Here is a 22646-nt window from a genome sequence, read left to right on the forward strand (position 1 = left end):
ACCTCTCCTCAGTTCATCCGGCGATCAGCCGGATTCCGACAGCGCCCGGGTAGAAGGCGAACGCGATGGTCACCGGAAGGACCAGGAAGATCACCGGGACCATCATCGCCACCTCGCGCCGGGCCCCGGACTCGATCAGTTCGCGGCGCCCGGCTTCCCGGATGTCACCGGCCTGCGCCCGCAGTACGTCGGCCAGCGGCGTGCCGCGCTCGAGCGCCACCGCCAGCCCGTCCGCGAAGCGCGAGAGCGCCAGCAACCCGGTGCGGTCCGCGAGCGCGTCGAGCGCGCGGACCAATGTCTCTCCCGCCCTGGTCTCCGCCAGGACGCGTTTCAGCTCGTTGGCCAGCTCACCCCGGGACGACCGCGCGACGCGGTCGAGGGCCGCGGCCGGACCTTCACCGGCCGCCACCGACAACGCGAGCAACTCGGCCACCGTCGGCAGCTCGGCCAGCAGGCGCCGCTCACGCCGCCGTACCTGGGACGTCAGGTACGTGTCGCGACCGAGCAGCGCGGTGATCCCGAGCACCAGGCAGAACACCAGCAGCGCCACCGGATCCCCGAGGCCGACCGCGACGGCGACGACCGAGATCACGATCCCGGCGCCGAAGGCGATCGCTCCCCAGAGCAACTGCTCGATCCGGAACTCCTCCACCGTGCGGTCCAGCCCGGCCCGCTGCAACCGCCGGCGGATCGTGTTCGCGCCGCCGAGGATCCGCTCGAGCCGCTTCGCCGCGGACCGCAGCGACGGACCGAACAACCGCAGGATCGCGTAGAACGGCGACCGCGAGTCGATCACGCCGACGAACACGTCCGGCGCACCGAGATCCCGCAGGTACGGCGAGATCCGCTCGTCCACCGTGGGTTTGCGCAGGAACGGCAACCGCAGGACGACGATCAGCAGCCCGGCGCCGAGCACCGCGCCGAGGAAACCGCCGAGCAGCATCGGGCTCATCGCAGCACCCGCTCGGGCTCGGGCAACCGGCCGATCCGCAGCATCACCCGATACGCGATCACACAGATCACGGCGCCGACGGCGATGATCAGGGCGCCGACCGGCGAGTTGTACCGCTGGATGACGTCGCCCTGGAAGGACAGCAACAGCAGCACTAGCCACGGCGCCGCGACCGCGACCCGGGCGCCGTTGACCGACCACGACTGCCGGGACTCGAGCTCGGACCGGGTCCGCGCGTCGTCGCGCAGGAACGACGACAGCGACCGCAGCAGCCGGCCGAGGTCGCCGCCACCGACCTCGCGAGCGATCCGCAGCGCCTCGACCACGCGGTCGCCGACCGGGTCGGCCAGCCGCGCCTTCAGGCGATCCAAAGACTCGGCGAACCGGCCGGTCGAGGCGTAGTCCGCACCGAACCGCCGGAACGGCTCGCGCAACTGCGACGGCCCGCGCTCGCCCACCTGAGCCAGCGCCTCCGACAATGACAGCCCCGCACGGACCGCCGAAGCGATGTTGTCCACCACATCGGGCCACAGTTCGCGGAACTCGGCCAGCCGCTTCCGCGCCCGGGACCGCACCAGTGCGATCGGCAGCCAGCCGGCCATCAGCCCGAACACCACACCGATGGGCAGCGTCTTGGACACCGCGAACATCAGCAGGAACGCGACCAGCCCCATGATCACGCACGCGCCGATGAACGCACCCGGCGTCAGACCTTCGACCCCCGCACTCGCGAGCAGGTCCCGGCTCTTGCCGCGCAGCCGCCCGTCCGAACCGGGCACGGTCTCGATCGGCGCCACGAACGCCGCGATGATCAACAGCAGGCCGACACCGAAGAACAGCCCGATCACGAGCCCCATCAGCTCGCCGCCCCACGCGGCAACTCGGTGAGCAGCCCGGCCACGTTGTACCCGGCCTGCTGGAACCGCTCCGCATGCGGCAACTGCCCCTCGGCGCGGCGCAGGTACCCGTCGTAGGTGTTGAAGAGGGTCTCGGTCTCGATCGCCTGCTCCTCCAGCCGTCCGGTGACGGCCACGATCTCGCGCACCCGCCGGCGCCCGTCCGCCGCGATCCCGAGGTGTACGACGAGATCGACGCAGCCGGCCACCGTCGGCAGCACGAACCGGGAGCCGATGTTCTCGCCGGCCAGTAGCGGCAGCGTGCACATCTTGGTCAGCGCCTCACGCGCCGAGTTCGCATGGATCGTGCACATACCGGGAAGGCCGCTGTTCAGCGCGAGCAGCAGGTCGAGGCACTCCTCGCCGCGCACCTCGCCGACGATCACCCGGGACGGCCGCATCCGCAGCGACTCCTTCACCAGGTCGCGCAACCGCACCTCGCCGGTGCCCTCGAGACCGGCCTGCCGGGTCTGCATCGACACCCAGTCGGGGATCGGCAGCTTGATCTCGAAGACCTCCTCGCAGCTGATCACCCGCTCGCTGCCGGGGATCGAACCGGCCAGCGCGTTCAGCATCGTGGTCTTGCCGGCCTGCGTGCCGCCGGAGACCAGCACATTGAGGCCGACGGCAACCGACGCCTCGAGCACCGCGGCCGCGTGCGGCGTCAGCGACCCGAGCTGCACCAGGTCGGTCAGCCGCGTCGCGCGGACAGTGAACTTGCGGATGTTGATCGCCGCATACCGCTGGGTGATGCCGCCGAGGACGATGTGCACGCGGCTTCCGTCGGGCAGCCGGGCGTCGGTGAACGGCTGCGAGACGTCGATCCGGCGGCCGGTGGTCTTCAGCATCCGCTCCACCAGGTCGCTGACCTCTTCCTCGGTCAGCACGGTCGTGGTCAGCTCGTGCCGGCCCTCGCGGGCGATGAACACCCGGCTCGGCTCGTTGATCCAAATCTCCTCGACGGACGGGTCGTCCAGGTAACGCTGCAGCGGCCCGAACCCCGCGACCCGGTCGTGGACCTCGCGGCTGACCGCCTCCAGGTCGCCGATCGGCGGCACCACACCGCTCAGACTGCGCTCGTCGTACTCCCGGACGACGGTGGCGACGATCGAGTTCACGGCGCCCGGGTCCCGGAGCGGGTCGATGCCTTCGCGGCGCACCACGTCGCGCACCTGCGCGTCGATCAGCTCGATGGCACCGCTCCAGCCCGAGCGGTGCGCGTCGAGCCTGTCCGCAGTCATCGATCTCCCCGTGTGAGTCCCGTCCGGCGACCACGCTCGGTCACCATGCGGGGACCATCCTTTCAACCGTGGGGCATCCGGCGCCACCTGCGTCCGCTGCCCTGTGGACAACCGTGACATGCCATTGGCTTACTCACCGTATCGATCGAGTCACGGCCGGGTCCAGAAAACTGCAGCTTGTTGCAATTCCGCAGGTAACAGAACCGCCACTCACGGCGTCGAACCGGGTGACAGGACCTCGGGAGGGTGGCTTTGACACGGTCGACGGAGGATTTCGACGAGTTCGCCAGAGCGCGGACGCCGCAGCTGTACCGGTCGGCGTGGCTGCTGGCCGGTGAGCACCACCTGGCCGAAGACCTGGTCCAGGAGACGCTGGCCAAGCTGTACCGGGCGTGGCGGCGGGTGGAGCAGACCGACAACCCGGCGGCGTACGCGCAGACCGTCCTGGCGCGGACGTACATCTCCCAGCGGCGCCGACGCAGCTCGACGGAGCGACCTGTGGAGCGGACACCCGACCGAGCCGACCAGACCGGTGACCACGAGCTCCGCCTGTCCTTGCTGCAGGCAATGGCCGAGTTGTCCCCACTCGACCGAGCAGTCCTGGTACTGCGGTATTTCGAGGATCGCAGTGCGGAGCAGGTCGCGCACGACCTGGGCAAGAACACCGGCGCGATCCGGACCCGCACGTCACGCGCACTGAGCCGCCTCCGGGCCGTCCTGGGCGACGAAGCCGTCCATCTGGCCGCACTATGACCTGGGAGCCCCGATGACCAACCTGCACGACAGCCTCCCGGACCTGATGCGGCGGGCGACCGAGGACCTGCAGCCCGCCACCCCCGAGCTGGTTGCCCGCGGCATCCGTCGCGGCAAGGTGCTGCGACGGCGCCGGACCGCGTTAGCAGGCCTGTCCGGCGCAACTGCCGTACTGGCCACCCTTGGAGTCGTCATCGGCAGCAGTCAGGTACTGCGTGCCCAGGTAGAACCGGCCACCACTCCGACCATCACTCCGACTGTGACGACGGTTGTGACGCCGAAGCCGACCGTTTCGCAACCAGTGACACCGGCGGAGACCTTGGCGACGCTGACGCGCCTCCTCCCGAACGGACTCACCCCGATCGCCTCCACGAAGTCCGGCGGCTACGGCCTCGGTACCAACGAGGCCAGCGTGCTGCTGGACGACGGAGCCGGTGCCTCGCTGCTCACGCTGAGCATCACCACCGCGGCCGCCATCACCGACTGCAACCCGTTTCCACCCGGTACGTGCACGATCCATGCAGACCGCAGCGTGCACGTCGTGTACGACAACCAGCCGCTGTACCCGGACCGGCCGACCCCCGGTGGCGTCCGAGAGACCATCGTGGAGCTCTTCCGGCCCAACGGCACTCAGATCAGCCTGACCAACTTCAACGCCCCCAAGGAGAAGAGCGAGCACACCCGAACCAGTCCGCTGCTGACAGCGGCACAACTGGCAGAGATCGCTCGCAGCCCGCACTGGGTCTTCCCGCCCCGCCAGGCGACTCCGGGGGCTCAGCGGTGTACGAGCGTGTGCTCGAAGGAGTAGCGGCTCGCGCGGTACAGGTGGGAGCCGTACTCGACCGGCTGGCCGTGGTCGTCGTACGTGATCCGTGTGGTCGCCAGAAGCGGTGAGCCCGGCTCCTCCGACAGCAGCTTCGCCTGCTCGGGTGTTGCCGGTAGAGCGGAGATGGTCTGGTGCGCCACCTTCAGCCGGACCCCCTCAGCTCGCAGCAGCTGGTAGAGACCACGCTCGGCCAGCGTGGCCGGGTCGGTCTCCAGGATCTCCGGCGGCAGCCAGTTGCGCATCAGAGCGAGCGGCTCGCCGTCTGCACGCCGCAGTCGCTCCAGCCGCAGCACCCGGTCGCCCAGCTCGCATTGCAGTGCAGTGGCGACCTCTGCGGTCGCGGGTGAGATTCCGAAGCGCAGCACGTCGGTTTCGGGCTTCCGGTGCGCCGAGGTGAGGTCGTCGTACAGGCTGGTCAGTTCGAGCGAACGACGTACCTGTCCGGAGTTGCCGACCACCTGGGTCCCGACACCACGTTTGCGGACCAGGAGGCCCTGGTCGACCAGACGGGCGATCGCCTGGCGGACGGTCGGCCGGCTCAGTCCATAGGCCTCGGCCAGGTCCACCTCGTTGCTCAGTCGGGACCCGACGGGCAGTTCGCCGCCCTGGATGGCCGCCTCCAGCTGCTGCGCCAGCTGCACGTGCAACGGCGTACGGCTGTTCCGATCGACCTGGACCTGGACGGTACTCATGGGCTCATCCTGAAGGCTGGACCGGAATCCGTCGAGCCACCACCCGAATTTGATCAGACCTGGCGCGGTCCGCTGCCGGAGCCGTCACCCGCTGAACGCCGGGTGAACTTTCCGGCCACCACGGTCCGGATCGCGGGCACCGGGTTTGGAGCCCGGTCATGCTGGGGGAGGATGACGGCTTCGTCAGCAAGGGAGAACGCATGGAACCGCTTCGCATCGGCATCCTCGGTACCGCCCGGATCGCCGGCCGGGCCATCGTCGAGCCGGCCAAGCTGACCGGCGCGCGGCTGGTCGCGGTCGCCGCGCGCGACACCGGCCGGGCCGAAACCTTCGCCGCCGAGCACGGTGTCGAACGGGTCCACGCGTCGTACCAGCAACTGCTGGACGATCCGGAGATCGAAGCCGTCTACAACCCGCTGGCGAACGGACTGCACGGGCCGTGGAACCTGCGGGCTCTTGCCGCAGGCAAACATGTGCTGACCGAGAAGCCGTCGACCAGCAACGCCGCCGAGGCGCTGGAGGTCCGGGACGCCGTGCGCACCTCCGGTCTGGTGTTCATGGAGGCGTTCCACTACGCGTACCACCCGGTGATGCGGCGGCTGCAGGAGCTGGTCGCCAAGGGCGAGCTGGGCGACCTGCAGCAGGTCGAGGCGACGATGGTGATGCCCCCGCCGCCGGACGCCGACCCCCGCTGGTCGCTGCCGCTCGCCGGCGGCGCCGTGATGGACGTCGGCTGTTACGCGCTGCACGCGCAGCGAATGTTCGGGCCGTACGCCGGTGGCGCGCCGACGCTGGTCAGCGCCCGGGCCGGTGAGCGCAAGCGGATGCCTGGCGTCGACGAGTGGCTGAACGCCGACCTCGAATTCCCGAACGGCGCGACCGGCGTGGTGCGGACCAGTATGGCGGCCGAGGACGTCGAGTTCAGTCTCAAGGTCGTCGGCAGCCGCGGTGAGGCGTTCGCGCCGTTCTACGTGCTTCCGCAGAAGGACGACCGGGTGATCGTGACGACCAAGGAAGACACGTGGGTCGAGCATCTCGGCACGCGCACGTCGTACACGTATCAGCTGGAGGCGTTCGCGGGGGCGGTCCGCAACGGCGCTCCGCTCCTCACCGACGCCGACGACGCACTGGCCACGATGGAGCTCATCGACGCCTGTTACGTCGCCGCGGGGATGGCGCCGCGACCGGTCTCCGCGATCTGATCGCTGCGGCCGGCGACCGCGTGCGCGAACGCCTGGATGAATGGGTGCGGGCGCCCGCCGTCGCCGGCCAGCTCCGGCTGGAACAGGCTGGCCAGGTAGAACGGGTGTCCCGGCAGCTCCGCGATGCGCGGTTCCCCCGCGTCGTCGTACCCGCTGAAGATCATGCCGTGCTCACGCAGTAGGTCGAGTTTGCCGCTGTCCAGGCCGTAGGAGCAGTGGTACCGCTCCATGGAGCGCTCTGAACCGAGTAGCTCGGCTGCACGGGTTCCTGGTCGCACCTGTACGCCGCCCTCGTGTCCGTCGAGCGAACACTGCAACGGCACGATCAGGAGCTCGTCCGCGTCCGGCGTACTCTCCCCATGCTGTACGCCGGTTGCGCCGCACACGTTGCGCGCGAACTCGAGCATCGCGTGCTGGAACCCGCCACACGTACCGAGGAACGGGATCCCCTGCTCGCGGGCGATCCGCACCGCCGTGACCGCCCCGGCCTCGCTTCGGTACGGGCTGCCGGGCAGCAGCCAGATTCCGTCGAAGCCCTCGAGCGCGGCATCCACGTCGTCGCTCGGGACCCAGTAGACGTCCAGGTCCAGGTGATCGCGCGCTTCGAGTTCCTTGAGCAGGCCGGGGATCCGGGCGTGCGAACGGACATGCGGTGAGCGGTCCCCGACCAGGGCGAGGCGTCCGGAGTAGGCGTTCATGGGTCCATCCTCGGGGCGACGTGAGCATCAGCGCCAACGATGATCTCTGCATGGTCGATCAGAGATACTGATACTACTGATACCCGTGGATCCTCATCTGCTGCGGACGTTCGTCACGGTCGCCGAGTGCGGCTCGTTCTCCGCCGCGGCCTCGCGACTCGGCTACACCCAGTCCGCGGTGTCCCAGCACATCGCCGCCCTGGAGAGCGACCTCGGTACGCCGTTGCTCCGCCGACGACCCGTCGTACCGACAGCGGCGGGCGAGCGCCTGCTCGAACACGCCGGCCCGATCCTGCTCCGGCTGGACGCGGCCCGCGCCGACGTACGCCGTACCGTCGCGGACCCGCCCAGCACCCTCACGCTCGCCGCGTCTCCCCTGGCGACCCGGTCACTCGCGACCGCGCTGGCCGAGGTACGACGCGCCTATCCCGGCACCGAGACGTCGCTGACCGTCTGTGGGCGCGATCAGGTCGTCGCCGGTATCGCCGCCGGCACATTCACCCTCGGCCTCGTGGACGGCATCGCCACCCCCACCGACCCCCTCAACCTGACCAACGCCGTACAGCTCCGCACCACCTCGGTCGCCCACGACGCCCTGGTCGTAGCCCTACCCACAACCCACCCACTGGCCCGGTCCGGTCCTGGTCTCTCACTCGGCGATCTCGCTGACGCGCGGTGGATCGACGCCCCCGACATCGCCGCCCCGCTCGCGACGTTGCGCGCCGCTGCCGGCTCCGACGCGCTCCGCCCGGCGTTCACCTACTACGGCACCGACCTCCACACGCTGCTCACCCTGATCAGCTCCGGCCATGGTTTGGCGGTGCTCCCGCGCTCAGTCGTGACACCAGACCTCGCGGCCGTTTCACTCACCTCGCCACGTCTGGTCCACCGCACCGAGCTCCTGCACGGACATCTCTCCGACCCGGCTGCTGAAGCCGTGGCCTCCGCCCTCTCAGACCGCGAGTAGTTGCTCCAGGGCACCACGTGTCATCGGCCGGTCAAGTACCTCGACAGCCTCCCGCTCGGCGAAGACCGCGCGATCGGCGTCCTCCGGGTCGATCGCCTCGCAGATCGCGTTGTACGTCCAGTTCAGCCAGCCGGAGATCGCGACCGCAAACGAGTCCAGCCCAAGCTTCGGCCATTCCCGCACCTCGCCGTACCCGTCCTGGAACGCTGACAGCCCACGCTGGTTGACGTCCGGCCGCATCAGCCAGTGCGTCAGCGCGGACCCGAGCTCGAGTTCGGGGCTGAGCGATCCGGCGAAGTCCCACTCCATCACGGTGAGCTCTCCATCGCGTCCCTGGCGAACGTTCTCCGGGTTCAGGTTCCGGTTGCAGAGCATGAGCTCGTCCGGTGCCTCGAGTTCGATCGCCTGCAGCTCACGAAACACCGGCAAGCGTGCGTCGAGTTGCTCGGCCCATGGTTTGCCTGCCGCCCGCGCACGACCGAGAAGGTGCTGCCACTCGGCCTCCGAGCGGCGGTAGGTCAGGTAGCCGTGGATCGGCTCGTCGCTCGGGATGGCCAACGCGTGCAACGTCCCGAACAAGGCACCCGCTCGACGGGCCATCGCCGTCGACACCGGCAGCACCGGCTCCGGTCCGACTTCGAGCCACTCGTGCACGCGCCAGTTCTCGCCGCGCACCTTCTCGATCAGGCGGCCGCGCGGACTGATCGCCGCGGCAGGCGCGGCGACTCCCGCCGCGACCGCGGCGTCACGGAGCCGGGCGCCGAGTTCGGCCTGCTCGTTCGTGATCCAGTCGTAGACCGTGACGGCCAGCCATCGCCCGCGGTCGGTCGTGAGGTCCCAGCAGCGCCCCATCGCCGTGAACAAGACGGGTTTGGCGGGCGCGGTCAACGTCCCCAGGCCGAACGCTTCGGCCAGTTCCTCGGCCAGGCCTTCAGGCGCGGTGGGCGTGTCCGCGACCCGGCGCTCGACCTCGGCCTTCAACGCCGGCCAGTCGCGGACGCCGTACTCCGCGGCCAGCGCACGTTGCGCGTCCGCGAGCGAGGCGTCCGGCGTGGACTCCCGCAGTACCGCGAGGAGATCCTTCGCTTCCTTGCGCAGGTACTCGATGCTGGGCCGATCGGGCAGCAGTTTCATGATGCGTCCTCTCGCACCCGGACTCGCACGGGTCTCAAGAGAGCGTCATCGATCGCACTCGGCTTCTGGAATCGAGGTGGCTTCCAGCCTTCCGGCGAGTCTCGGTGCGCCCTCGAACGCATCAGCGAGGGTACCCAGCCCGACCCCGCCGGTCAACGGTCACGCGCGCCGGCCCGCCCGGGACCGCAGTCCCCGGGGAACTGCGGTCCGGACGGCTACTTCCGCCCTTGTTTGGTGGGCGGGATGATCGAGCTGTCGCTCGGGTTCGGTTTCGGCCGTTTGGGTTGCTTGGGTTTGCGGACTTCACGCCCGCCTTTGTTCTTGGACATGACGCACTCCGGAGCTTGCAGATCGCGACTGAGGACGGGCCGACGGCCCTGCGTACGCCGCGGTACTCCTCATGCCCCGGGGGTCACCTTCGACGCTACACCCAAAGCGCCGTTCAGTCGTGGGTTGGGAAGCCGAGGTTGATGCCGCCGTGGGACGGGTCCAGCCAGCGTGAGGTGACCACCTTGCCGCGGGTGAAGAAGTGCACGCCTTCGGCCCCGTGCGCGTGGGTGTCGCCGAACAGCGAGTTCTTCCAGCCGCCGAACGAGTAGTACGCCATCGGTACCGGGATCGGGACGTTGATCCCGACCATCCCGACCTCCACCTCGTTCTGGAACCGGCGCGCCGCCCCGCCGTCGTTGGTGAAGATCGCCGTCCCGTTCCCGTACGGGTTCGAGTTCACCAGCTCGAGCGCATCGTCGTACGACGACGTACGCACCACGGACAGCACCGGGCCGAAGATCTCGTCGGTGTAGATCGACATCTCCGGCGTCACCTTGTCGAACAGCGTCGGACCGAGCCAGAACCCGTCGGCCGCGCCGTCGAAGTCACCCGCGCGCCCGTCGACCACCAGCTCCGCACCGGCCTCGACCCCGGCCGCGACGTACCCGGCGACCTTGTCCCGGTGCTCGCCGGTCACCAACGGGCCCATGTCGCAGCCGCGGGTCCCGTCGCCGGTCGTCAGCTTGCCCATCCGCTCCTTGATCTTGCCGATCAGCTCGTCGGCGATCGGCTCGACCGCCACGAGGGCGGAGATCGCCATGCACCGCTCGCCCGCCGACCCGAACCCGGCGTTCACGGCCGCGTCCGCGGCGAGGTCCAGGTCCGCGTCCGGCAGCACGATCATGTGGTTCTTCGCGCCGCCGAGCGCCTGCACCCGCTTGCCGTTGCGGGTGCCGTTCTCGTAGACATAGCGAGCGATCGGCGTCGACCCGACGAACGACACCGACTTGATGTCGGGGTGCTCCAGCAGCCGGTCGACCGCCTCCTTGTCGCCGTGCACGACGTTCACGACGCCGTCCGGCAGGCCGGCCTCCTTCCACAGCCCGGCCATCGCGTTCGCCGCGGACGGGTCCTTCTCGGACGGCTTGATCACCACACTGTTGCCACAGGCAACCGCGATCGGGACGAACCACATCGGCACCATGGCCGGGAAGTTGAACGGCGAGATCACCGCGCTGACGCCGAGCGGCTGCCGGATCGAGTACACGTCGACCTTGGTCGAGACGCCCTCGCTGTACCCGCCCTTGAGCAGGTGCGGGATCCCGCAGGCGAACTCGATCACCTCGAGGCCGCGGGTCACCTCGCCGAGCGCGTCGGACAGCACCTTGCCGTGCTCGGCGGTGATCAGCTGCGCGATCCGGTCCTTGTCACGGTTCACCAGCTCGCGGTACGCGAACAGGACCTGCGCGCGCTTCGTGAGCGATGTCTGGGCCCAGGTCTTCGACGCCTCGTGAGCGACCTTGACGACCTCGTCGACCGTGGCCGCCGACGCCAGGTCCAGCTCACCCGTGACCTGACCGGTCGCGGGGTTGTAGACCTTGCTGGTTCGCTCGGCCACGCCGGTCCACGAGCTGCCGCCGACGAGGTGGGTGATGCGCTTGCTGTCAGTACTCACGATATTTCCTCACTGCCGGTGGTGTTTCCGAAACGCTGTCCGTCCTGCTGCCCGCGGCTCATCCCAGGACCTTGCTCCGATCGGCGAGAGCGACGTCGACGGGCTTGCCGGTGCTCAACGACTCCAGCCCGGCCTCGCAAACGGCCGCCGCCGCGTAGCCGTCCCAGGCGCTCGGCCCGTCGATCGCACCGCGCGCAGTGGCGTCGACCCAGCGTTGCACCTCGATGTCGTACGCCTGCTCGAACCGGATCCGGAAGTCGGCCGGCATCGTGCCGCCCCACCGCTCGCCGGCCCGGGTGAAGACGCCGGACCCGAGACCGATCGTGGCGCTCCCCCGCTCGGCGACCGCCTCACACCGGACCTCGTACCCGACCTGGAAGTTCACGAACACCTCGACGTCGGCCATCGCCCCGTTCGCCAGCTCGAACACGGCCAGCTGCGGATCGAGGACGCCGTCCCCGACCAGACTCGTCGGCGCCGGGGTGTGCACGGTGATCCGGGTGATCTCCTCGCCGAACAGCCACCGGGCGACGTCGACCTCGTGCACCATCGAGTCCCGGACGATCATCTCGCTGCGGAACGTCGGCGCGGCCGACTTGTTCCGGTGCACGTTGTGCAGCAGCAGCGTCCGCCCGAGGTCACCCGAGTCGAGCAGTTGCTTCAAAGCGGCGTACTCCGGGTCGAAACGCCGCATGAACCCGACCTGGATCAGCTGCCGTCCGAGCTTGTGTTCGGCCTCGACCACGCGCAACGCCGACGCCGCGTCCATCGTCAGCGGCTTCTCGCACAGCACCGGCTTCCCGTGCTCCAAGCAGGCGAACAGCTGCTCCGCGTGCGCGAACCCCGGCGACGCCAGGATCACCGCGTCGACGTCGTCGGCAGCGATCAGATCCATCGGGTCCTCGACCACGCGAACGGTCTCCGCGTACGCCGTACCGCCCGAATGCCTCGCCGTACTGGCGGGCTCACCGGCCGACCGTGGCGAGAGCCTGCCGGCGAGCGCCTCGGCCCGGCCCGCATCCGCGTCGGAGACCGCAACCAGGCGTGCGCCCGCGGTCTTCCGGACAACGCGTTCGGCATGGTCGGCGCCCATCACTCCGACGCCGACGATCCCGACCCGCAGATCGGTCATGTCCCCTCCTGCCGCTTCTGTCCATCATCCACGACCACCTCGGGGTTGATCTCCCGCAGCTCGTGGCTCAGCGCTTCCAGCTCGGAACCGCCGGCCATCTCCGTGGTCAGCTGTTCCAGCGTGATGTCGGCCCGGTGCGTGTCGAGCGCCACCCGGCCGAGTTTCAGTACGACGAAGTGGTTGCCGACCAGGTACGCGTGGTGCGGGTTGTGGGTGATGAAGATGACCCCGATCCCGGCGTCCCTCGCCTTCACGACGTACTTCAGCACCACCCCCGACTGGTTCACGCCGAGCGCCGCGGTCGGCTCGTCCAGGATCAGCACCTTGGCGCCGAAGTGGATCGCCCGCGCGATCGCCACACACTGCCGCTGACCGCCCGACAGCTTGCCGACCGGCTGCTCGAGATCGGGGATCGAGATCCCCATCTTGGTCAGCTCGTCCTGTGCGATCCGCTTCATCTTCGCCGCGTCCAGCTGCCGGAACGGCCCCTTGGTGAGCTCGTTGCCGAGGAAGAAGTTCCGCCAGACCGACATCAGCGGCGCCAGCGCGAGATCCTGGTAGACGGTCGCGATCCCGCTGTCGAGCGATTCGCGCGGCGAGCCGAAGTGCCGCTCCTCGCCGTTCACCGACATCCGGCCGGACGTGTAGTCGTGCAGTCCGGCGATGATCTTGATCAGCGTCGACTTGCCCGCACCGTTGTCACCGAGCACGCAAGTGATCTCGCCCTGCCGGACCGAGAGCGACACCCCGCGCAGCGCCTGGATGTTGCCGTAGCTCTTGCCGACGTCCTCGAGCAGCACGATCGGCGTGTTCGGGCTGGTCGACGCCTCGTCCGCGAACGACTCCGTGGTGGTCATCGTGCCTCCGCCCGGTTCTTGACGACGAGATTGACGATGGTCGCCAGCAGCAGCATCGCGCCGAGGAACGCCTTGAACCAGTCCGGGTTCCAGCCGGCGTACACGACCCCCAGCTGGACCATTCCGAAGATCAGCGCACCGACCGCGCCGCCCACGACCGACCCGTAGCCGCCGGTGAGCAGGCAGCCGCCGACAACCGCCGCGATGATGTAGAGGAACTCCTTGCCGACGCCTTCACCGGACTGCACCACGCCGTTCTGTACGAACAGCAACTGCATACCGGTGAACCAGGCGAAGAACCCGACCGTAATGAACAGGCCGATCTTGACCTTCTTCACCGGCACGCCGACGGCCCGCGCGGCCGCCGCGTCACCGCCGGCCGCGAAGATCCAGTTGCCGATCTGCGTCTTCAGGAGCACCCAGGCGGCGATCGCGACGAACACGATCCACCAGACGACGACGATCTTGATGGTCACGCCGCCGAGCTTGAACTCCGACGCGAAGATCGCCTTCGCCGCGCCGAACCCGTCCATGTCGCTGATCGAGTTCGACGCGACGGCGCCGGAGGCGAGCCGGGTGACCGCGATGTTCAGGCCCTGCAGGATGAAGAAGGTGCCCAGCGTCACCAGGAAGCTGGGCAGGCCCGTCCGCATCAGCAGCCAGCCGTTGAACGCGCCGATCGCCAGCGAGAGCGCCAGCGCGACGATCACGCCGAGCCAGACGTTCACGCTGAACTGGTAGGCGAACAGGCCCGCGGTCAGGCCCGAGGTCGTCACCGCGACCCCGGCCGACAGGTCGAACTCGCCGCCGACCATCAGCAGCGACACCGGCACGGCCATCACACCGATCAGTGCGGCCTGGTACAGGATCGTGCCGGTGTTGTTGATGTCGCGGAACGGCGGCGCGGCGATCACGAAGAACACCAGGATCACGGCCGCGCCGACGAGCGACCCGATCTCGGGCCGGCTGAGCAGCCGGGCGCCGATGGACCGGGCCGAGACGCGGTCGTCCGCCGCGGCGGGTGAGGTGATGGTCGATGCCATGGTGCTACCTCAGCGCGTCCCGGCTTCGGCGTACTTCTGGACCGCCGCGATGTTCGACTTGTCGATGAACGCTGGCCCGGTCAGGGTCGCCTCGCCGCCGCCGATGGTGTCGCCGTTGGTCCGGTAGAGCCAGATCGCGTCGACCGCGAGGTAGCCCTGCAGGTACGGCTGCTGGTCGACGGCGAACTGCACGGTGCCGTCGGCGACCGTCTTGGCCATCTCCTTGCTCATGTCGAAGCTGCCGATCTTCGCCGACGAGCTCGCGTCCTTGGCTGCCTGAACCGCGGTCAGCGCGATGCCCGCGTTCAGGGCGACGACATAGTCGGCGGTCTTGTCCGCCTGCAGCTTCGAGGTCAGGGTCGCCTGCGTGCCCGGCTGGTCGGTGCCGTTGACGTTGACGTTCTCGACGTTGCCGAACTTGTCCTTGATGCCCTGGCAGCGCGCCTCCAGGCTGACGTTGCCCTGCTCGTGGATGACGCAGATGACCTTCTTCGCGCCGAGCTGCTTGAGCTTCTCGCCGGTCGCCTGGCCGGCGATCCGCTCGTCCTGGCCGAAGTACCCGAGCGCGCCGGTGGTCTTCCACTGGTCGAGTCCGCCGTTGAGAATCGTCACCGGGATACCGGCCGCGATCGCCTTCTTGACGTTCGGGATCACCGCGTCCGGCTTGTTCAGCGTGACCGCGATGCCGTCGACCTTGGAGTCGATCGCGGTCTGCACGAGGTTCGCCTGGGCCGCGCCGTCCGGGTCGGCGGAGTACTGCAGCTCGATGTTGTCCTTCTTCGCGGCCGCGTCGGCCCCGCGGCGCACGATGTCCCAGAAGGTGTCGCCGGGACCCGAGTGGGTGATCATGGCAACCTTCATCCGCGGCGTGTCCGCGACGTTGCCGCCGCTGTCGCCGGAGCTCTGCTCCTTCTGCTTGCCGCCGGAGGAGCTGCACGCGGCCAGAGCCGCGGCGAGTACGACAGCCGCGACCGCGGCCCCCGCCTTCTTCTGCCACCGAACCATGACTTGCTACCAGCCTTTCGTGAACCGCGCGACGTTGCGCGGACGTGCTTGGGGACCCGAGAGTGTCACACTCCCGCGGCCGTCATCTCGATCCGCCACCCCCATATCCAGTGAGATACGCCAGCGTCCGCTCCGCGATCGGCAGCGGTACGTCGGGCGCGCACGGGTACATGTCCTGCTCGACGATCGCGAACACGTCGGCGTCGAGCGCGGCCAGCGCGTCGAGGACCGGCGGCAGCTCGGGTACGCCGTGGGGCGGCTCGCACATCACGCCCCGCCGTACCGCCTCGTCCATGCTCAGGCCCTCGGCCTCGACCTCCGCGAGGATCTTGGGGTCGACCTGCTTGAGGTGGACGTAGCCGATCCGCTCCGGGTACTTCCGGATGAGCTCGAGGTTGTCACCGCCGCAGTAGCTGATGTGGCCGGTGTCGAGGCACAGGTTCACGAAGGCGCTGTCAGTCTCCTCGAGGAAGCGCTCGACCGTGTCCTGCGTGTCGACATGCCCGTCAGCGTGCGGGTGGTACTGCGTCTGGAGGCCGAACTCTTCCTTCAGGCGTCGGCCCAGCTCGGTCACCGCCTTCCCGTGCCTGGCCTGTCCCTCGTGGTCCAGCCGCTCCTCGACGACCTCGCCGTTGTCTCCGCGCCACATCGACGGCATCACGACCAGGTGCTGTGCACCCATCGCTGCCGTCAGCTCGGCCGTCTTGACGACGTCGCGCCAGGTCGCGTCCCACCCGTCGGGGCGGTGCAGCTGCTCGAAGGTCGTACCGGCGGTCATCGTCAGGCCGCGCCGGCCGAGCTCGTCCTGCAACCTGACCGGGTCGGTCGGCAGGTACCCGTACGGACCGAGCTCGATCCGCGTGTACCCGGCCGCGGCGACCTCGTCGAGGAACCGCGTCCACGGCGTCTGCCGCGGGTCGTCGGCGAACCACACTCCCCACGAGTCCGGCGCCGTACCGATGTCGACTCTGCCCATCAGGCGTCCCTCTCAGCCGGAGCCAGATACGGACGCTGGGCCTTCTTGCTCTCCTCGTACGTCGCCGCGGCGGCCTGTGTGGACTGCAGCTCCGAGACCTCGCTGACCGGGACGTCCCACCAGGAGTCGCTGTCCGGACCGCCGACCAACGGGTCGGTCGTGACGTGGATCGCGATCGGCCCGGTGGCCGCCTTCGCGGTCTGGATCGCCTTCTCCAGCTCGGGCCGGCTGTGGACGTCGATCACGTCGACACCGAAACTGCGCACGTTCGCCGGGAGGTCGACGGGCAGGTAGTCCCCGTCGAGCCGGCCGTCCCCGGTCCGCTTGCGGTACGCCGTCCCGAAGCGCTGCGAACCGAGGGACTCCGAGAGCGCACCGATCGACGCGAAGCCGTGGTTCTGCACCAGGACCACGATGATCTTCAGATTCTCCTGGACCGCGGTGGCCAGCTCGCTGGACATCATCAGGTACGACCCGTCGCCGACCAGGACGAACACGTCGCGATCCGGGGCGCCGAGCCGGACACCGAGTCCGCCGGCGATCTCGTATCCCATGCAGGAGAAGCCATATTCGACGTGGTATCCCTTCGGGTCGCGCGGCCGCCACAGTTTGTGGAGGTCACCCGGCATCGAGCCGGCCGCACAGACAACCACATCAGATGCCGCCGACAATTCGTTGACGGCGCCGATCACCTCGCCCTGGGTGAGCAGTCCTTCGGCCAGCTTCGCGGTCACGTCGGCGGAGGGCCGGAAAACTGCGTCAACAGTTCCGTTCCAGTTCCTGGTGAGTTCCTGGGCCTCGGCTGTGTACTTGTCGTCCACGGACCACTCGCCGAGTGCGGATCCCAACGCAACAAGGGCTTCCCGCGCATCGGCCACCACCGGGAGGCCGGCATGCTTGCCACTGTCGAACCGCGCCACGTTGATGTTCAGGAACCGGACCCGCGGATTCTGGAAGGCGGTCCGCGACGCCGTCGTGAAGTCGCTGTAGCGAGTGCCGATCCCGATCACCAGGTCCGCGTCACGGGCCAGTGCATTGGCTGCCGTGGTCCCGGTCGAGCCGACCGCACCCACCGCCTGCGGGTGATCGAAGGCCAGAGATCCCTTACCTGCTTGGGTTTCCGACACCGGTACGCCGGTGCGCTCGGCGAACTCGCGCAGCGCATCCTCTGCGCCCGAGTAGTGCACACCGCCGCCCGCGACGATCAGCGGTCGCTGCGCGGACCGTAGGAGATCTGCCGCCTTGTCGACAATTGAGGCCTCCGGCAAGGGGCGTGCGACGTACCAGGTGCGCTCGACGAAGAGCTCTTCCGGCCAGTCGTACGCCTCGGCCTGGACGTCCTGCGGCAAGGCCAGCGTCACCGCGCCGGTCTCGACCGGATCGGTCAGCACGCGCATCGCGTTCATCAGTGCCGAGGGCAACTGTTCGGGCCGCCAGACGCGGTCGAAGTACTTCGACACCGGGCGGAACGCGTCGTTGACCGACACGTCACCGGCGCCGAAGCTCTCCAGCTCCTGCAGCACAGGTGTCGCCACCCGGGTCGCGAAGACATCCGAAGGGAGGATCAGCACCGGCAACCGGTTGACCGTCGCTAGGGCCGCACCGGTCACCATGTTGGTCGAGCCGGGGCCCACGCTTGCCGTGCAGGCATAGGTCTGCAGCCGGTCACGGGTCCGGGCGAACGCCGCCGCGGTGTGCACCATGGCCTGCTCGTTGCGGGCCAGGATGTACGGCAACGCCTTCGGGTCCTCGAGTTCGGACTGCAGCAACGCCTGGCCGAGCCCGGCCACGTTGCCGTGGCCGAAGATGCCCAGTGACCCGGCGATCAGCCGCTGCCGAAGTCCGTCACGCTCCGAGTACTGGACGCTCAGGAATCGCACCAGCGCCTGCGCGACCGTGAGACGCACCGTCATGACTCATCTCCTGTTTGTCCGAAAGGTAGGCGCGGATCAAGATGTTGGGAGTTCCACAGTTCGCGGACCCAGGCATGCTGCGGGTCGTCAGTGATCAGCCACTGGCGCTCGGTGCCGGGTCCGGCCATCACATTGAGGTAGTACATGTCGTAGCCGGGCGGCGCCATCGCCGGGCCGTGCCAACCGTGCGGGACCAGCACCACGTCACCGCTCCGGACCTCCGCCAGGACGTCGATCGGGCGCTCCTCGGTGCCGTAGACCCGCTGGTAGCCGATCGGATCGTTGCCCTTGACACCTTCCGGGACGTCGTCGGACAGCTGCAGCTCGAAGTAGTAGATCTCCTCGAGCTCGCTCTCCTTCCCCGGCTTGTGCTCGTCGTGCTTGTGCGGCGGGTACGACGACCAGTTGCCGGCCGGCGTGATCACCTCGCACGCGATGATCGAGTCCGCCTCGAGGACTCCCGGCGTACCGAAGTTGCGGACCTGGCGGGAGGCGACCCCTGCGCCACGGAGCTCGGTCTCGACCTCGTCGGCGCCGATCCGCCGGAACGGATGGTCCGTCGCCGCCTTGGCATGCGGAAAGGCGATCCGCGCGCCACCGGCACTGACCACCGCGAACGTCGTGTTCCGCGGCACGTACGCCAGGTCGGTGGCGCCCGCGAACACGTCCGCGCGTCCGCCCAGCGGGACCGCGTCGCCGTCCACGATCACCTCGGCCGACCCACTCAACGGAAGGACGATGTACTCACAGTCGCCCGATTCGATCTCCACCGACTGCCCAGGAAGCAGCGTGCGAACCAGCAACCCCGTGTGATGCCACTCCGCCTCGCCCGGCCGCACCGCGAGCTCGAACCCGTTGCTCGCCGCGGTCCCGGCCGGCCGAACCCATTCAGTCATCCCAACTGTCCTTCCTCAGCACGTCAGCGGTCCCGGTCATGTGGTGACGCCGTGGACGAGAGCGGCAGCGTGGTCGACGGCCGCGGCCACGTCACCGTCCGGTGGGAACAGCAGCGCCCGCCCGACCACGAGTCCGCGGACCGAGGGCAGTTCGAGCGCCTTACCCCACGAGGCGTAGGTCGCTTCCGGCTCCGCGGTCGGATCGCCACCGAGCAGCAGCGTCGGCAGAGTCGTTGCCTCCATCACCCGATCGAGCTCGTCGACGACCGGCAGCTTGAGCCAGGTGTACGCACTCGTCGCGCCGAGACCGGACGCGATCTGGATCGACTTGATGACCGAGTCGGGGTCGAGCAGGTTCGCGACCCGGCCGTCCTCGCCGCGCGTCGACCAGAACGGCTCCACCATCGCCATCAGCTTGTGCTCGGCCAGCCCGGTCACCGCCGCGGCACTGCTCTCCAGCGTCGCCACGGTCCCCGGATCACCGAGGTCGATCCGAGTCAGCATCTTCCCGCCGTCGAGCCGCCGCGTGGCGATCTCGTCAGCGCTCCGGTAGGCCGTGAACCGGTCGTCCAACTCGAACGCCGCTCCCTGCAGGCCGCCCCGGTTCATCGACCCGATGACGACCTTGCCCTCCAACGCACCGAGCAGCAGCAGGTCCTCCAGCACGTCCGGAGTCGCCAGTACGCCGTCCACACCCGGCCGCTGCAACGCGATCAGCAACCGGGCAATCAGATCGGCCCGGCTCCCCATCGCCATCCGATCGCCCCGCACGCCCAACGCCCCTCGCGCCGGATGATCAGCAGCCACGATCAGCAGCCGCCCGTCATCCCCCACCAACGCCCGAGTACGCCGCTGCAACCACCCCTCAGCCACCCGCTCCGGATGCCGAACCCGAATCTCCGTCAACTCCCCCAACCGCTCCCCAACCCCCCGAACCAACCCAACCCGCCCCACCCCACCAAGACCGGCGTCGGTCGAGTGAGTTGAGTCGATCGCGGCTTCCGTCAGGCTTGCCTCGTCTTCGAGGACCTGTCCGGCGTCCTCCTCCGGCTCCGGAACACTCGCTTCCCGCGCGTCCCCCGACACCCCGGGGTTGAACACCACGGTCGGTTGCTGGTCAGCGGGCGGCTCCTCCGCCGGCGGGGTGGGCGGGACCGCGGGTGGTGTGGTCGCAGGTGGTTGGCTTGCGGTGGGTGCGGGCAGTGTTGCTCGCTGCTCTCCACGGACCGTTTGACCACTCACCTGATGACCTGGAGAAGCCTCCACCCTGGCCAACTGTTCCTCAAGCCCAGCCTGCTCACCCGCGGCCTGCTCGCCAACGGCCTGTTCGTCCGTGGTCTGTTGCTGGGCAGGGGGTTCGGGGGTGAGGTTCAGGTTGCCGATTACCGTTGTTTGGCCGTCGGGTGATGTGGGATGGGTGTCCATCATCACCGTCACGTCGTCAGGACCGGGTGCGCCCGGGCGAGGCACGACGACCGTCGGGTCGTTCAAACCCGCGGTCGGCGTCTGCGAACCCGGCGGCGTCGGCCGATTGGCGACGACCGTGGGGTCGTTGGGACCCGGCGTGAGAGTTGTAGCGTCTGGGTCTTCGTGAGGGCGCTGGATCGGAAGCGGGCGGGCGTGTTCGGAGTACTGGTCTTCCTCGTGGGAGGTCATGATTCGGCCTCCAGATGGGCGAGGACCTCGTCGGTCGTGGGCATGGCGGTGGAGCATTCGAGACGGGAGGCGACGATCGCGCCCGCGGTGTTCGCGAACCGGATGATCTTCTCGAGCGGCCAGCCCGACAGGAGCCCATGACAGAGCGCCCCACCGAACCCATCCCCGGCACCGAGTCCGTTGACCACCTCGACCGGGTACGGCGGGACCTCGACGCGCTCGTCCCGGGTCCGGGCGAGCGTGCCGCGCGGACCCTGCTTCACGACGGCCAGGTCGAGACCGCGGTCGAGCAGCGCCTGCGCGGCCTTGTCGGGATCGGTCTCGCCGACGGCCACCTCGCACTCCTCACGGTTGCCGACAGCAACCGTGCAGTACTCGAGCGCGCGCGACACCTGCTCGTGGGCCTCCGTCGGGTCCGCCCAGAACATCGGGCGGTAGTCGAGGTCGAGCACCGTGATCGGGCGCCGCCCGCGAGCCTCCCAGGCGGCGAAGTGCGCGGATCGCGACGGCTCGGCGGACAGGCCGGTCACCGTGGACCAGTAGATACGCGCGTCCCGGATCGCGTCCAGGTCGAGCTCCGACGGGTTGATGACCAGGTCGGGTGCCTTCGGGAAGCGGTAGAAGTAGAGCGGGAAGTTGTCCGGCGGGAAGATCTCGCAGAACGTGATCGGCGTCGGCAGGCCGTCGACTCCGGAGACGAAGCGGTCGTCGACCCCGAGTTCGCCGAGCGTGCGGTGGATGAACACGCCGAACGGGTCGTTCCCGGTCCGGCTGATCACCGCCGACTTGCGCCCGTGCCGCGCCGCCGCCACCGCTACGTTCGTCGCGCTCCCACCGAGGAACTTGCCGAACGAGGTGACATCTTCCAGATGCGTCCCGATCTGCAGCGGGTACAGGTCGACCCCGATGCGCCCGATCGTCAGTACGTCGTCCACCATCAGACCATCCCATCCACGCGGGTCCCGGCGGCGGTCATTCGAGCCCCGCCGCGATCGACCGCAGGTGCGCGACACTCGCCCGTACGTCGGCCAGCGGCCCGTCGTCGACCGGGCGCGCGCGCAGGATCGTGTCCTGTTCGAGCACATACCACCCGTCGTACCCGGACTTCTCGAGCGTGCTGACGATCGTGGCGATGTCGATGTCACCGGCTCCGAGCGGCCGGTACATCCCGGCGCGTACGGCGTCCGTGTACGAGACCTCACCGGCCTGCACCCGCGCGGCCCAGGCGGCGTCGACGTCCTTGAGGTGCGTGTGGCGGATCCGCGACGTGTGCTCGACCGCCAGCGCCACGGGGTCGACCCCGCCGATCAGCAGGTGGCCGGTGTCGAGCGTGAGGCCGATCGACGAACCGTTCAGCACCTGTTCGACGTCGTCAGCGTTCTCGACCATGGTCCCCACATGCGGGTGGACAGTCGCCAGTACGCCCCGGGAGGCAGCGAGCGCCGACAGCCGGTCCAGGTTCGCGAGCAGCACCTCCCAGCCGGCCGAGTCCAGCACAGGCCGGCCGTCGTACCCGTCCTGGCCGGTCGCCGCGGCGAGGACCAGGGTCCCGGCGCCGGCGGCGACGAAGCCTTCGAGCGCGGTGGCGACCTCGGGCGCGGGATCGTGCGACGGGTCGTGCAGTACGACCGGCACGAAGCCGCCGACGGCCCGAAGACCGACGTCTGCCAGGGTTTTCGCCTTCTCCTCCGGTTCGTCCGGCAGGAACCCGTCCGGGCCGAACTCGGTCGCCGCCAGCCCGACCGCGCGCATCTCGGCGAGCACCGTCGCGGCGTCGTACTGCCAGCCCCAGTCCGGCACCTCGCACACGCCCCACGAGATCGGGGCACCGGCGATCCGGGCAGCAAGTTCAGTCATCTCGA

At 69.1% G+C, this 22646-nt stretch carries 21 protein-coding genes; 4 read left to right on the plus strand and 17 right to left on the minus strand.

Translation table 11 applies throughout. The features are described 5' to 3' along the window. Positions 1-13: 13 nt before the first annotated feature. From E0H50_RS12285 to E0H50_RS12295, 3 genes are read right to left on the minus strand one after another with little or no spacing between them, the layout of a single operon-like run. A complete protein-coding gene (locus E0H50_RS12285; RefSeq protein ID WP_131287243.1) occupies positions 14-952 on the minus strand; it encodes a type II secretion system F family protein in 939 nt (312 codons plus the stop codon). Beyond that, positions 949-1809, minus strand: a complete 861-nt coding sequence (locus E0H50_RS12290) for a type II secretion system F family protein (protein ID WP_131287245.1) — start codon at positions 1807-1809, stop codon at positions 949-951. The genes E0H50_RS12285 and E0H50_RS12290 overlap by 4 nt, the downstream gene beginning before the upstream one ends. Continuing rightward, entirely contained in the window at positions 1809-3089 is a 1281-nt protein-coding gene (locus tag E0H50_RS12295) for a TadA family conjugal transfer-associated ATPase (protein WP_131287248.1), read from the minus strand. The genes E0H50_RS12290 and E0H50_RS12295 overlap by 1 nt, the downstream gene beginning before the upstream one ends. 252 nt (positions 3090-3341) lie before the next feature. Between E0H50_RS12295 and E0H50_RS12300 the strand changes: the two genes are divergently transcribed. Beyond that, entirely contained in the window at positions 3342-3842 is a 501-nt protein-coding gene (locus E0H50_RS12300) for a SigE family RNA polymerase sigma factor (protein WP_131287250.1), read from the plus strand. Positions 3843-3855: 13 nt separating this feature from the next. Beyond that, the gene (locus tag E0H50_RS12305; protein WP_131287253.1) at positions 3856-4650 is read left to right on the plus strand and encodes a hypothetical protein; all 795 of its coding nucleotides are present in this window, start codon (positions 3856-3858) and stop codon (positions 4648-4650) included. On the opposite strand, the gene E0H50_RS12310 is transcribed toward E0H50_RS12305, so the two are convergent. Next, entirely contained in the window at positions 4617-5360 is a 744-nt protein-coding gene (locus E0H50_RS12310) for a GntR family transcriptional regulator (protein ID WP_131287255.1), read from the minus strand. The two genes, E0H50_RS12305 and E0H50_RS12310, sit on opposite strands and share 34 nt — an antisense overlap. Positions 5361-5560: 200 nt before the next feature. Between E0H50_RS12310 and E0H50_RS12315 the strand changes: the two genes are divergently transcribed. Next, the gene (locus tag E0H50_RS12315) at positions 5561-6562 is read left to right on the plus strand and encodes a Gfo/Idh/MocA family protein (RefSeq protein WP_131287257.1); all 1002 of its coding nucleotides are present in this window, start codon (positions 5561-5563) and stop codon (positions 6560-6562) included. Here E0H50_RS12315 and E0H50_RS12320 read toward each other — a convergent pair. Then, positions 6517-7260, minus strand: a complete 744-nt coding sequence (locus E0H50_RS12320; RefSeq protein ID WP_131287259.1) for a CTP synthase C-terminal region-related (seleno)protein — start codon at positions 7258-7260, stop codon at positions 6517-6519. The genes E0H50_RS12315 and E0H50_RS12320 overlap by 46 nt on opposite strands. Positions 7261-7345: 85 nt before the next feature. Between E0H50_RS12320 and E0H50_RS12325 the strand changes: the two genes are divergently transcribed. Next, complete coding sequence (locus E0H50_RS12325) at positions 7346-8227, plus strand: LysR family transcriptional regulator (RefSeq protein WP_131287261.1); 882 nt, start codon at positions 7346-7348, stop codon at positions 8225-8227. On the opposite strand, the gene E0H50_RS12330 is transcribed toward E0H50_RS12325, so the two are convergent. The 12 genes from E0H50_RS12330 to E0H50_RS12385 form a co-directional block, all read right to left on the minus strand. Further along, complete coding sequence (locus E0H50_RS12330) at positions 8213-9361, minus strand: aminoglycoside phosphotransferase/kinase family protein (protein WP_131287263.1); 1149 nt, start codon at positions 9359-9361, stop codon at positions 8213-8215. The two genes, E0H50_RS12325 and E0H50_RS12330, sit on opposite strands and share 15 nt — an antisense overlap. Before the next feature lie 442 nt (positions 9362-9803). Next, positions 9804-11306 carry a CoA-acylating methylmalonate-semialdehyde dehydrogenase gene (locus E0H50_RS12335; RefSeq protein ID WP_131287265.1) on the minus strand — a complete coding sequence of 501 codons (1503 nt, stop codon included), beginning with the start codon at positions 11304-11306 and terminating at the stop codon, positions 9804-9806. Between the two features lie 58 nt (positions 11307-11364). Further along, positions 11365-12438: a Gfo/Idh/MocA family protein gene (locus E0H50_RS12340; protein ID WP_131287267.1), complete on the minus strand. Its 1074-nt coding sequence runs from the start codon at positions 12436-12438 to the stop codon at positions 11365-11367. Beyond that, positions 12435-13295: an ATP-binding cassette domain-containing protein gene (locus tag E0H50_RS12345; RefSeq protein ID WP_131287269.1), complete on the minus strand. Its 861-nt coding sequence runs from the start codon at positions 13293-13295 to the stop codon at positions 12435-12437. Before E0H50_RS12345 ends, E0H50_RS12340 begins: the two co-directional genes overlap by 4 nt. Next, the gene (locus E0H50_RS12350) at positions 13292-14338 is read right to left on the minus strand and encodes an ABC transporter permease (protein WP_131287271.1); all 1047 of its coding nucleotides are present in this window, start codon (positions 14336-14338) and stop codon (positions 13292-13294) included. Before E0H50_RS12350 ends, E0H50_RS12345 begins: the two co-directional genes overlap by 4 nt. A 9-nt stretch (positions 14339-14347) precedes the next feature. Beyond that, entirely contained in the window at positions 14348-15343 is a 996-nt protein-coding gene (locus E0H50_RS12355; RefSeq protein WP_131287273.1) for a substrate-binding domain-containing protein, read from the minus strand. Positions 15344-15425: 82 nt separating this feature from the next. After that, positions 15426-16319 (minus strand): TIM barrel protein, encoded by an 894-nt coding sequence (locus E0H50_RS12360; RefSeq protein WP_131287275.1) that lies wholly within the window; start codon positions 16317-16319, stop codon positions 15426-15428. Beyond that, a complete protein-coding gene (gene iolD / locus E0H50_RS12365) occupies positions 16319-18232 on the minus strand; it encodes a 3D-(3,5/4)-trihydroxycyclohexane-1,2-dione acylhydrolase (decyclizing) (RefSeq protein WP_131287277.1) in 1914 nt (637 codons plus the stop codon). Before iolD ends, E0H50_RS12360 begins: the two co-directional genes overlap by 1 nt. Beyond that, a complete protein-coding gene (gene iolB, locus E0H50_RS12370) occupies positions 18229-19128 on the minus strand; it encodes a 5-deoxy-glucuronate isomerase (protein ID WP_131287279.1) in 900 nt (299 codons plus the stop codon). The genes iolD and iolB overlap by 4 nt, the downstream gene beginning before the upstream one ends. A gap of 36 nt (positions 19129-19164) precedes the next feature. Then, complete coding sequence (locus tag E0H50_RS12375; RefSeq protein ID WP_131288509.1) at positions 19165-20043, minus strand: Cgl0159 family (beta/alpha)8-fold protein; 879 nt, start codon at positions 20041-20043, stop codon at positions 19165-19167. A 737-nt stretch (positions 20044-20780) separates the two neighbouring features. Beyond that, the gene (gene iolC / locus E0H50_RS12380; protein ID WP_131287281.1) at positions 20781-21722 is read right to left on the minus strand and encodes a 5-dehydro-2-deoxygluconokinase; all 942 of its coding nucleotides are present in this window, start codon (positions 21720-21722) and stop codon (positions 20781-20783) included. A 34-nt stretch (positions 21723-21756) separates the two neighbouring features. Beyond that, on the minus strand, positions 21757-22641 hold the full coding sequence (locus tag E0H50_RS12385) for a sugar phosphate isomerase/epimerase family protein (protein WP_131287283.1): 885 nt from the start codon (positions 22639-22641) through the stop codon (positions 21757-21759). Positions 22642-22646 lie beyond the last annotated feature (5 nt).

It is taken from the genome of Kribbella sindirgiensis (assembly GCF_004331435.1).
GTDB classification, from domain to species: Bacteria; Actinomycetota; Actinomycetes; order Propionibacteriales; family Kribbellaceae; genus Kribbella; species Kribbella sindirgiensis.

Bases quoted from the DNA above. Each gene is read 5' to 3' on its own strand.
- E0H50_RS12285 (WP_131287243.1), bottom strand. From the start codon at position 952: ATGAGCCCGATGCTGCTCGGCGGTTTCCTCGGCGCGGTGCTCGGCGCC.
- E0H50_RS12290 (WP_131287245.1), bottom strand. From the start codon at position 1,809: ATGGGGCTCGTGATCGGGCTGTTCTTCGGTGTCGGCCTGCTGTTGATC.
- E0H50_RS12295 (WP_131287248.1), bottom strand. From the start codon at position 3,089: ATGACTGCGGACAGGCTCGACGCGCACCGCTCGGGCTGGAGCGGTGCC.
- E0H50_RS12305 (WP_131287253.1), top strand. From the start codon at position 3,856: ATGACCAACCTGCACGACAGCCTCCCGGACCTGATGCGGCGGGCGACC.
- E0H50_RS12310 (WP_131287255.1), bottom strand. From the start codon at position 5,360: ATGAGTACCGTCCAGGTCCAGGTCGATCGGAACAGCCGTACGCCGTTG.
- E0H50_RS12315 (WP_131287257.1), top strand. From the start codon at position 5,561: ATGGAACCGCTTCGCATCGGCATCCTCGGTACCGCCCGGATCGCCGGC.
- E0H50_RS12320 (WP_131287259.1), bottom strand. From the start codon at position 7,260: ATGAACGCCTACTCCGGACGCCTCGCCCTGGTCGGGGACCGCTCACCG.
- E0H50_RS12330 (WP_131287263.1), bottom strand. From the start codon at position 9,361: ATGAAACTGCTGCCCGATCGGCCCAGCATCGAGTACCTGCGCAAGGAA.
- E0H50_RS12340 (WP_131287267.1), bottom strand. From the start codon at position 12,438: ATGACCGATCTGCGGGTCGGGATCGTCGGCGTCGGAGTGATGGGCGCC.
- E0H50_RS12345 (WP_131287269.1), bottom strand. From the start codon at position 13,295: ATGACCACCACGGAGTCGTTCGCGGACGAGGCGTCGACCAGCCCGAAC.
- E0H50_RS12350 (WP_131287271.1), bottom strand. From the start codon at position 14,338: ATGGCATCGACCATCACCTCACCCGCCGCGGCGGACGACCGCGTCTCG.
- E0H50_RS12355 (WP_131287273.1), bottom strand. From the start codon at position 15,343: ATGGTTCGGTGGCAGAAGAAGGCGGGGGCCGCGGTCGCGGCTGTCGTA.
- E0H50_RS12360 (WP_131287275.1), bottom strand. From the start codon at position 16,319: ATGGGCAGAGTCGACATCGGTACGGCGCCGGACTCGTGGGGAGTGTGG.
- iolD (WP_131287277.1), bottom strand. From the start codon at position 18,232: ATGACGGTGCGTCTCACGGTCGCGCAGGCGCTGGTGCGATTCCTGAGC.
- iolB (WP_131287279.1), bottom strand. From the start codon at position 19,128: ATGACTGAATGGGTTCGGCCGGCCGGGACCGCGGCGAGCAACGGGTTC.
- iolC (WP_131287281.1), bottom strand. From the start codon at position 21,722: ATGGTGGACGACGTACTGACGATCGGGCGCATCGGGGTCGACCTGTAC.
- E0H50_RS12385 (WP_131287283.1), bottom strand. From the start codon at position 22,641: ATGACTGAACTTGCTGCCCGGATCGCCGGTGCCCCGATCTCGTGGGGC.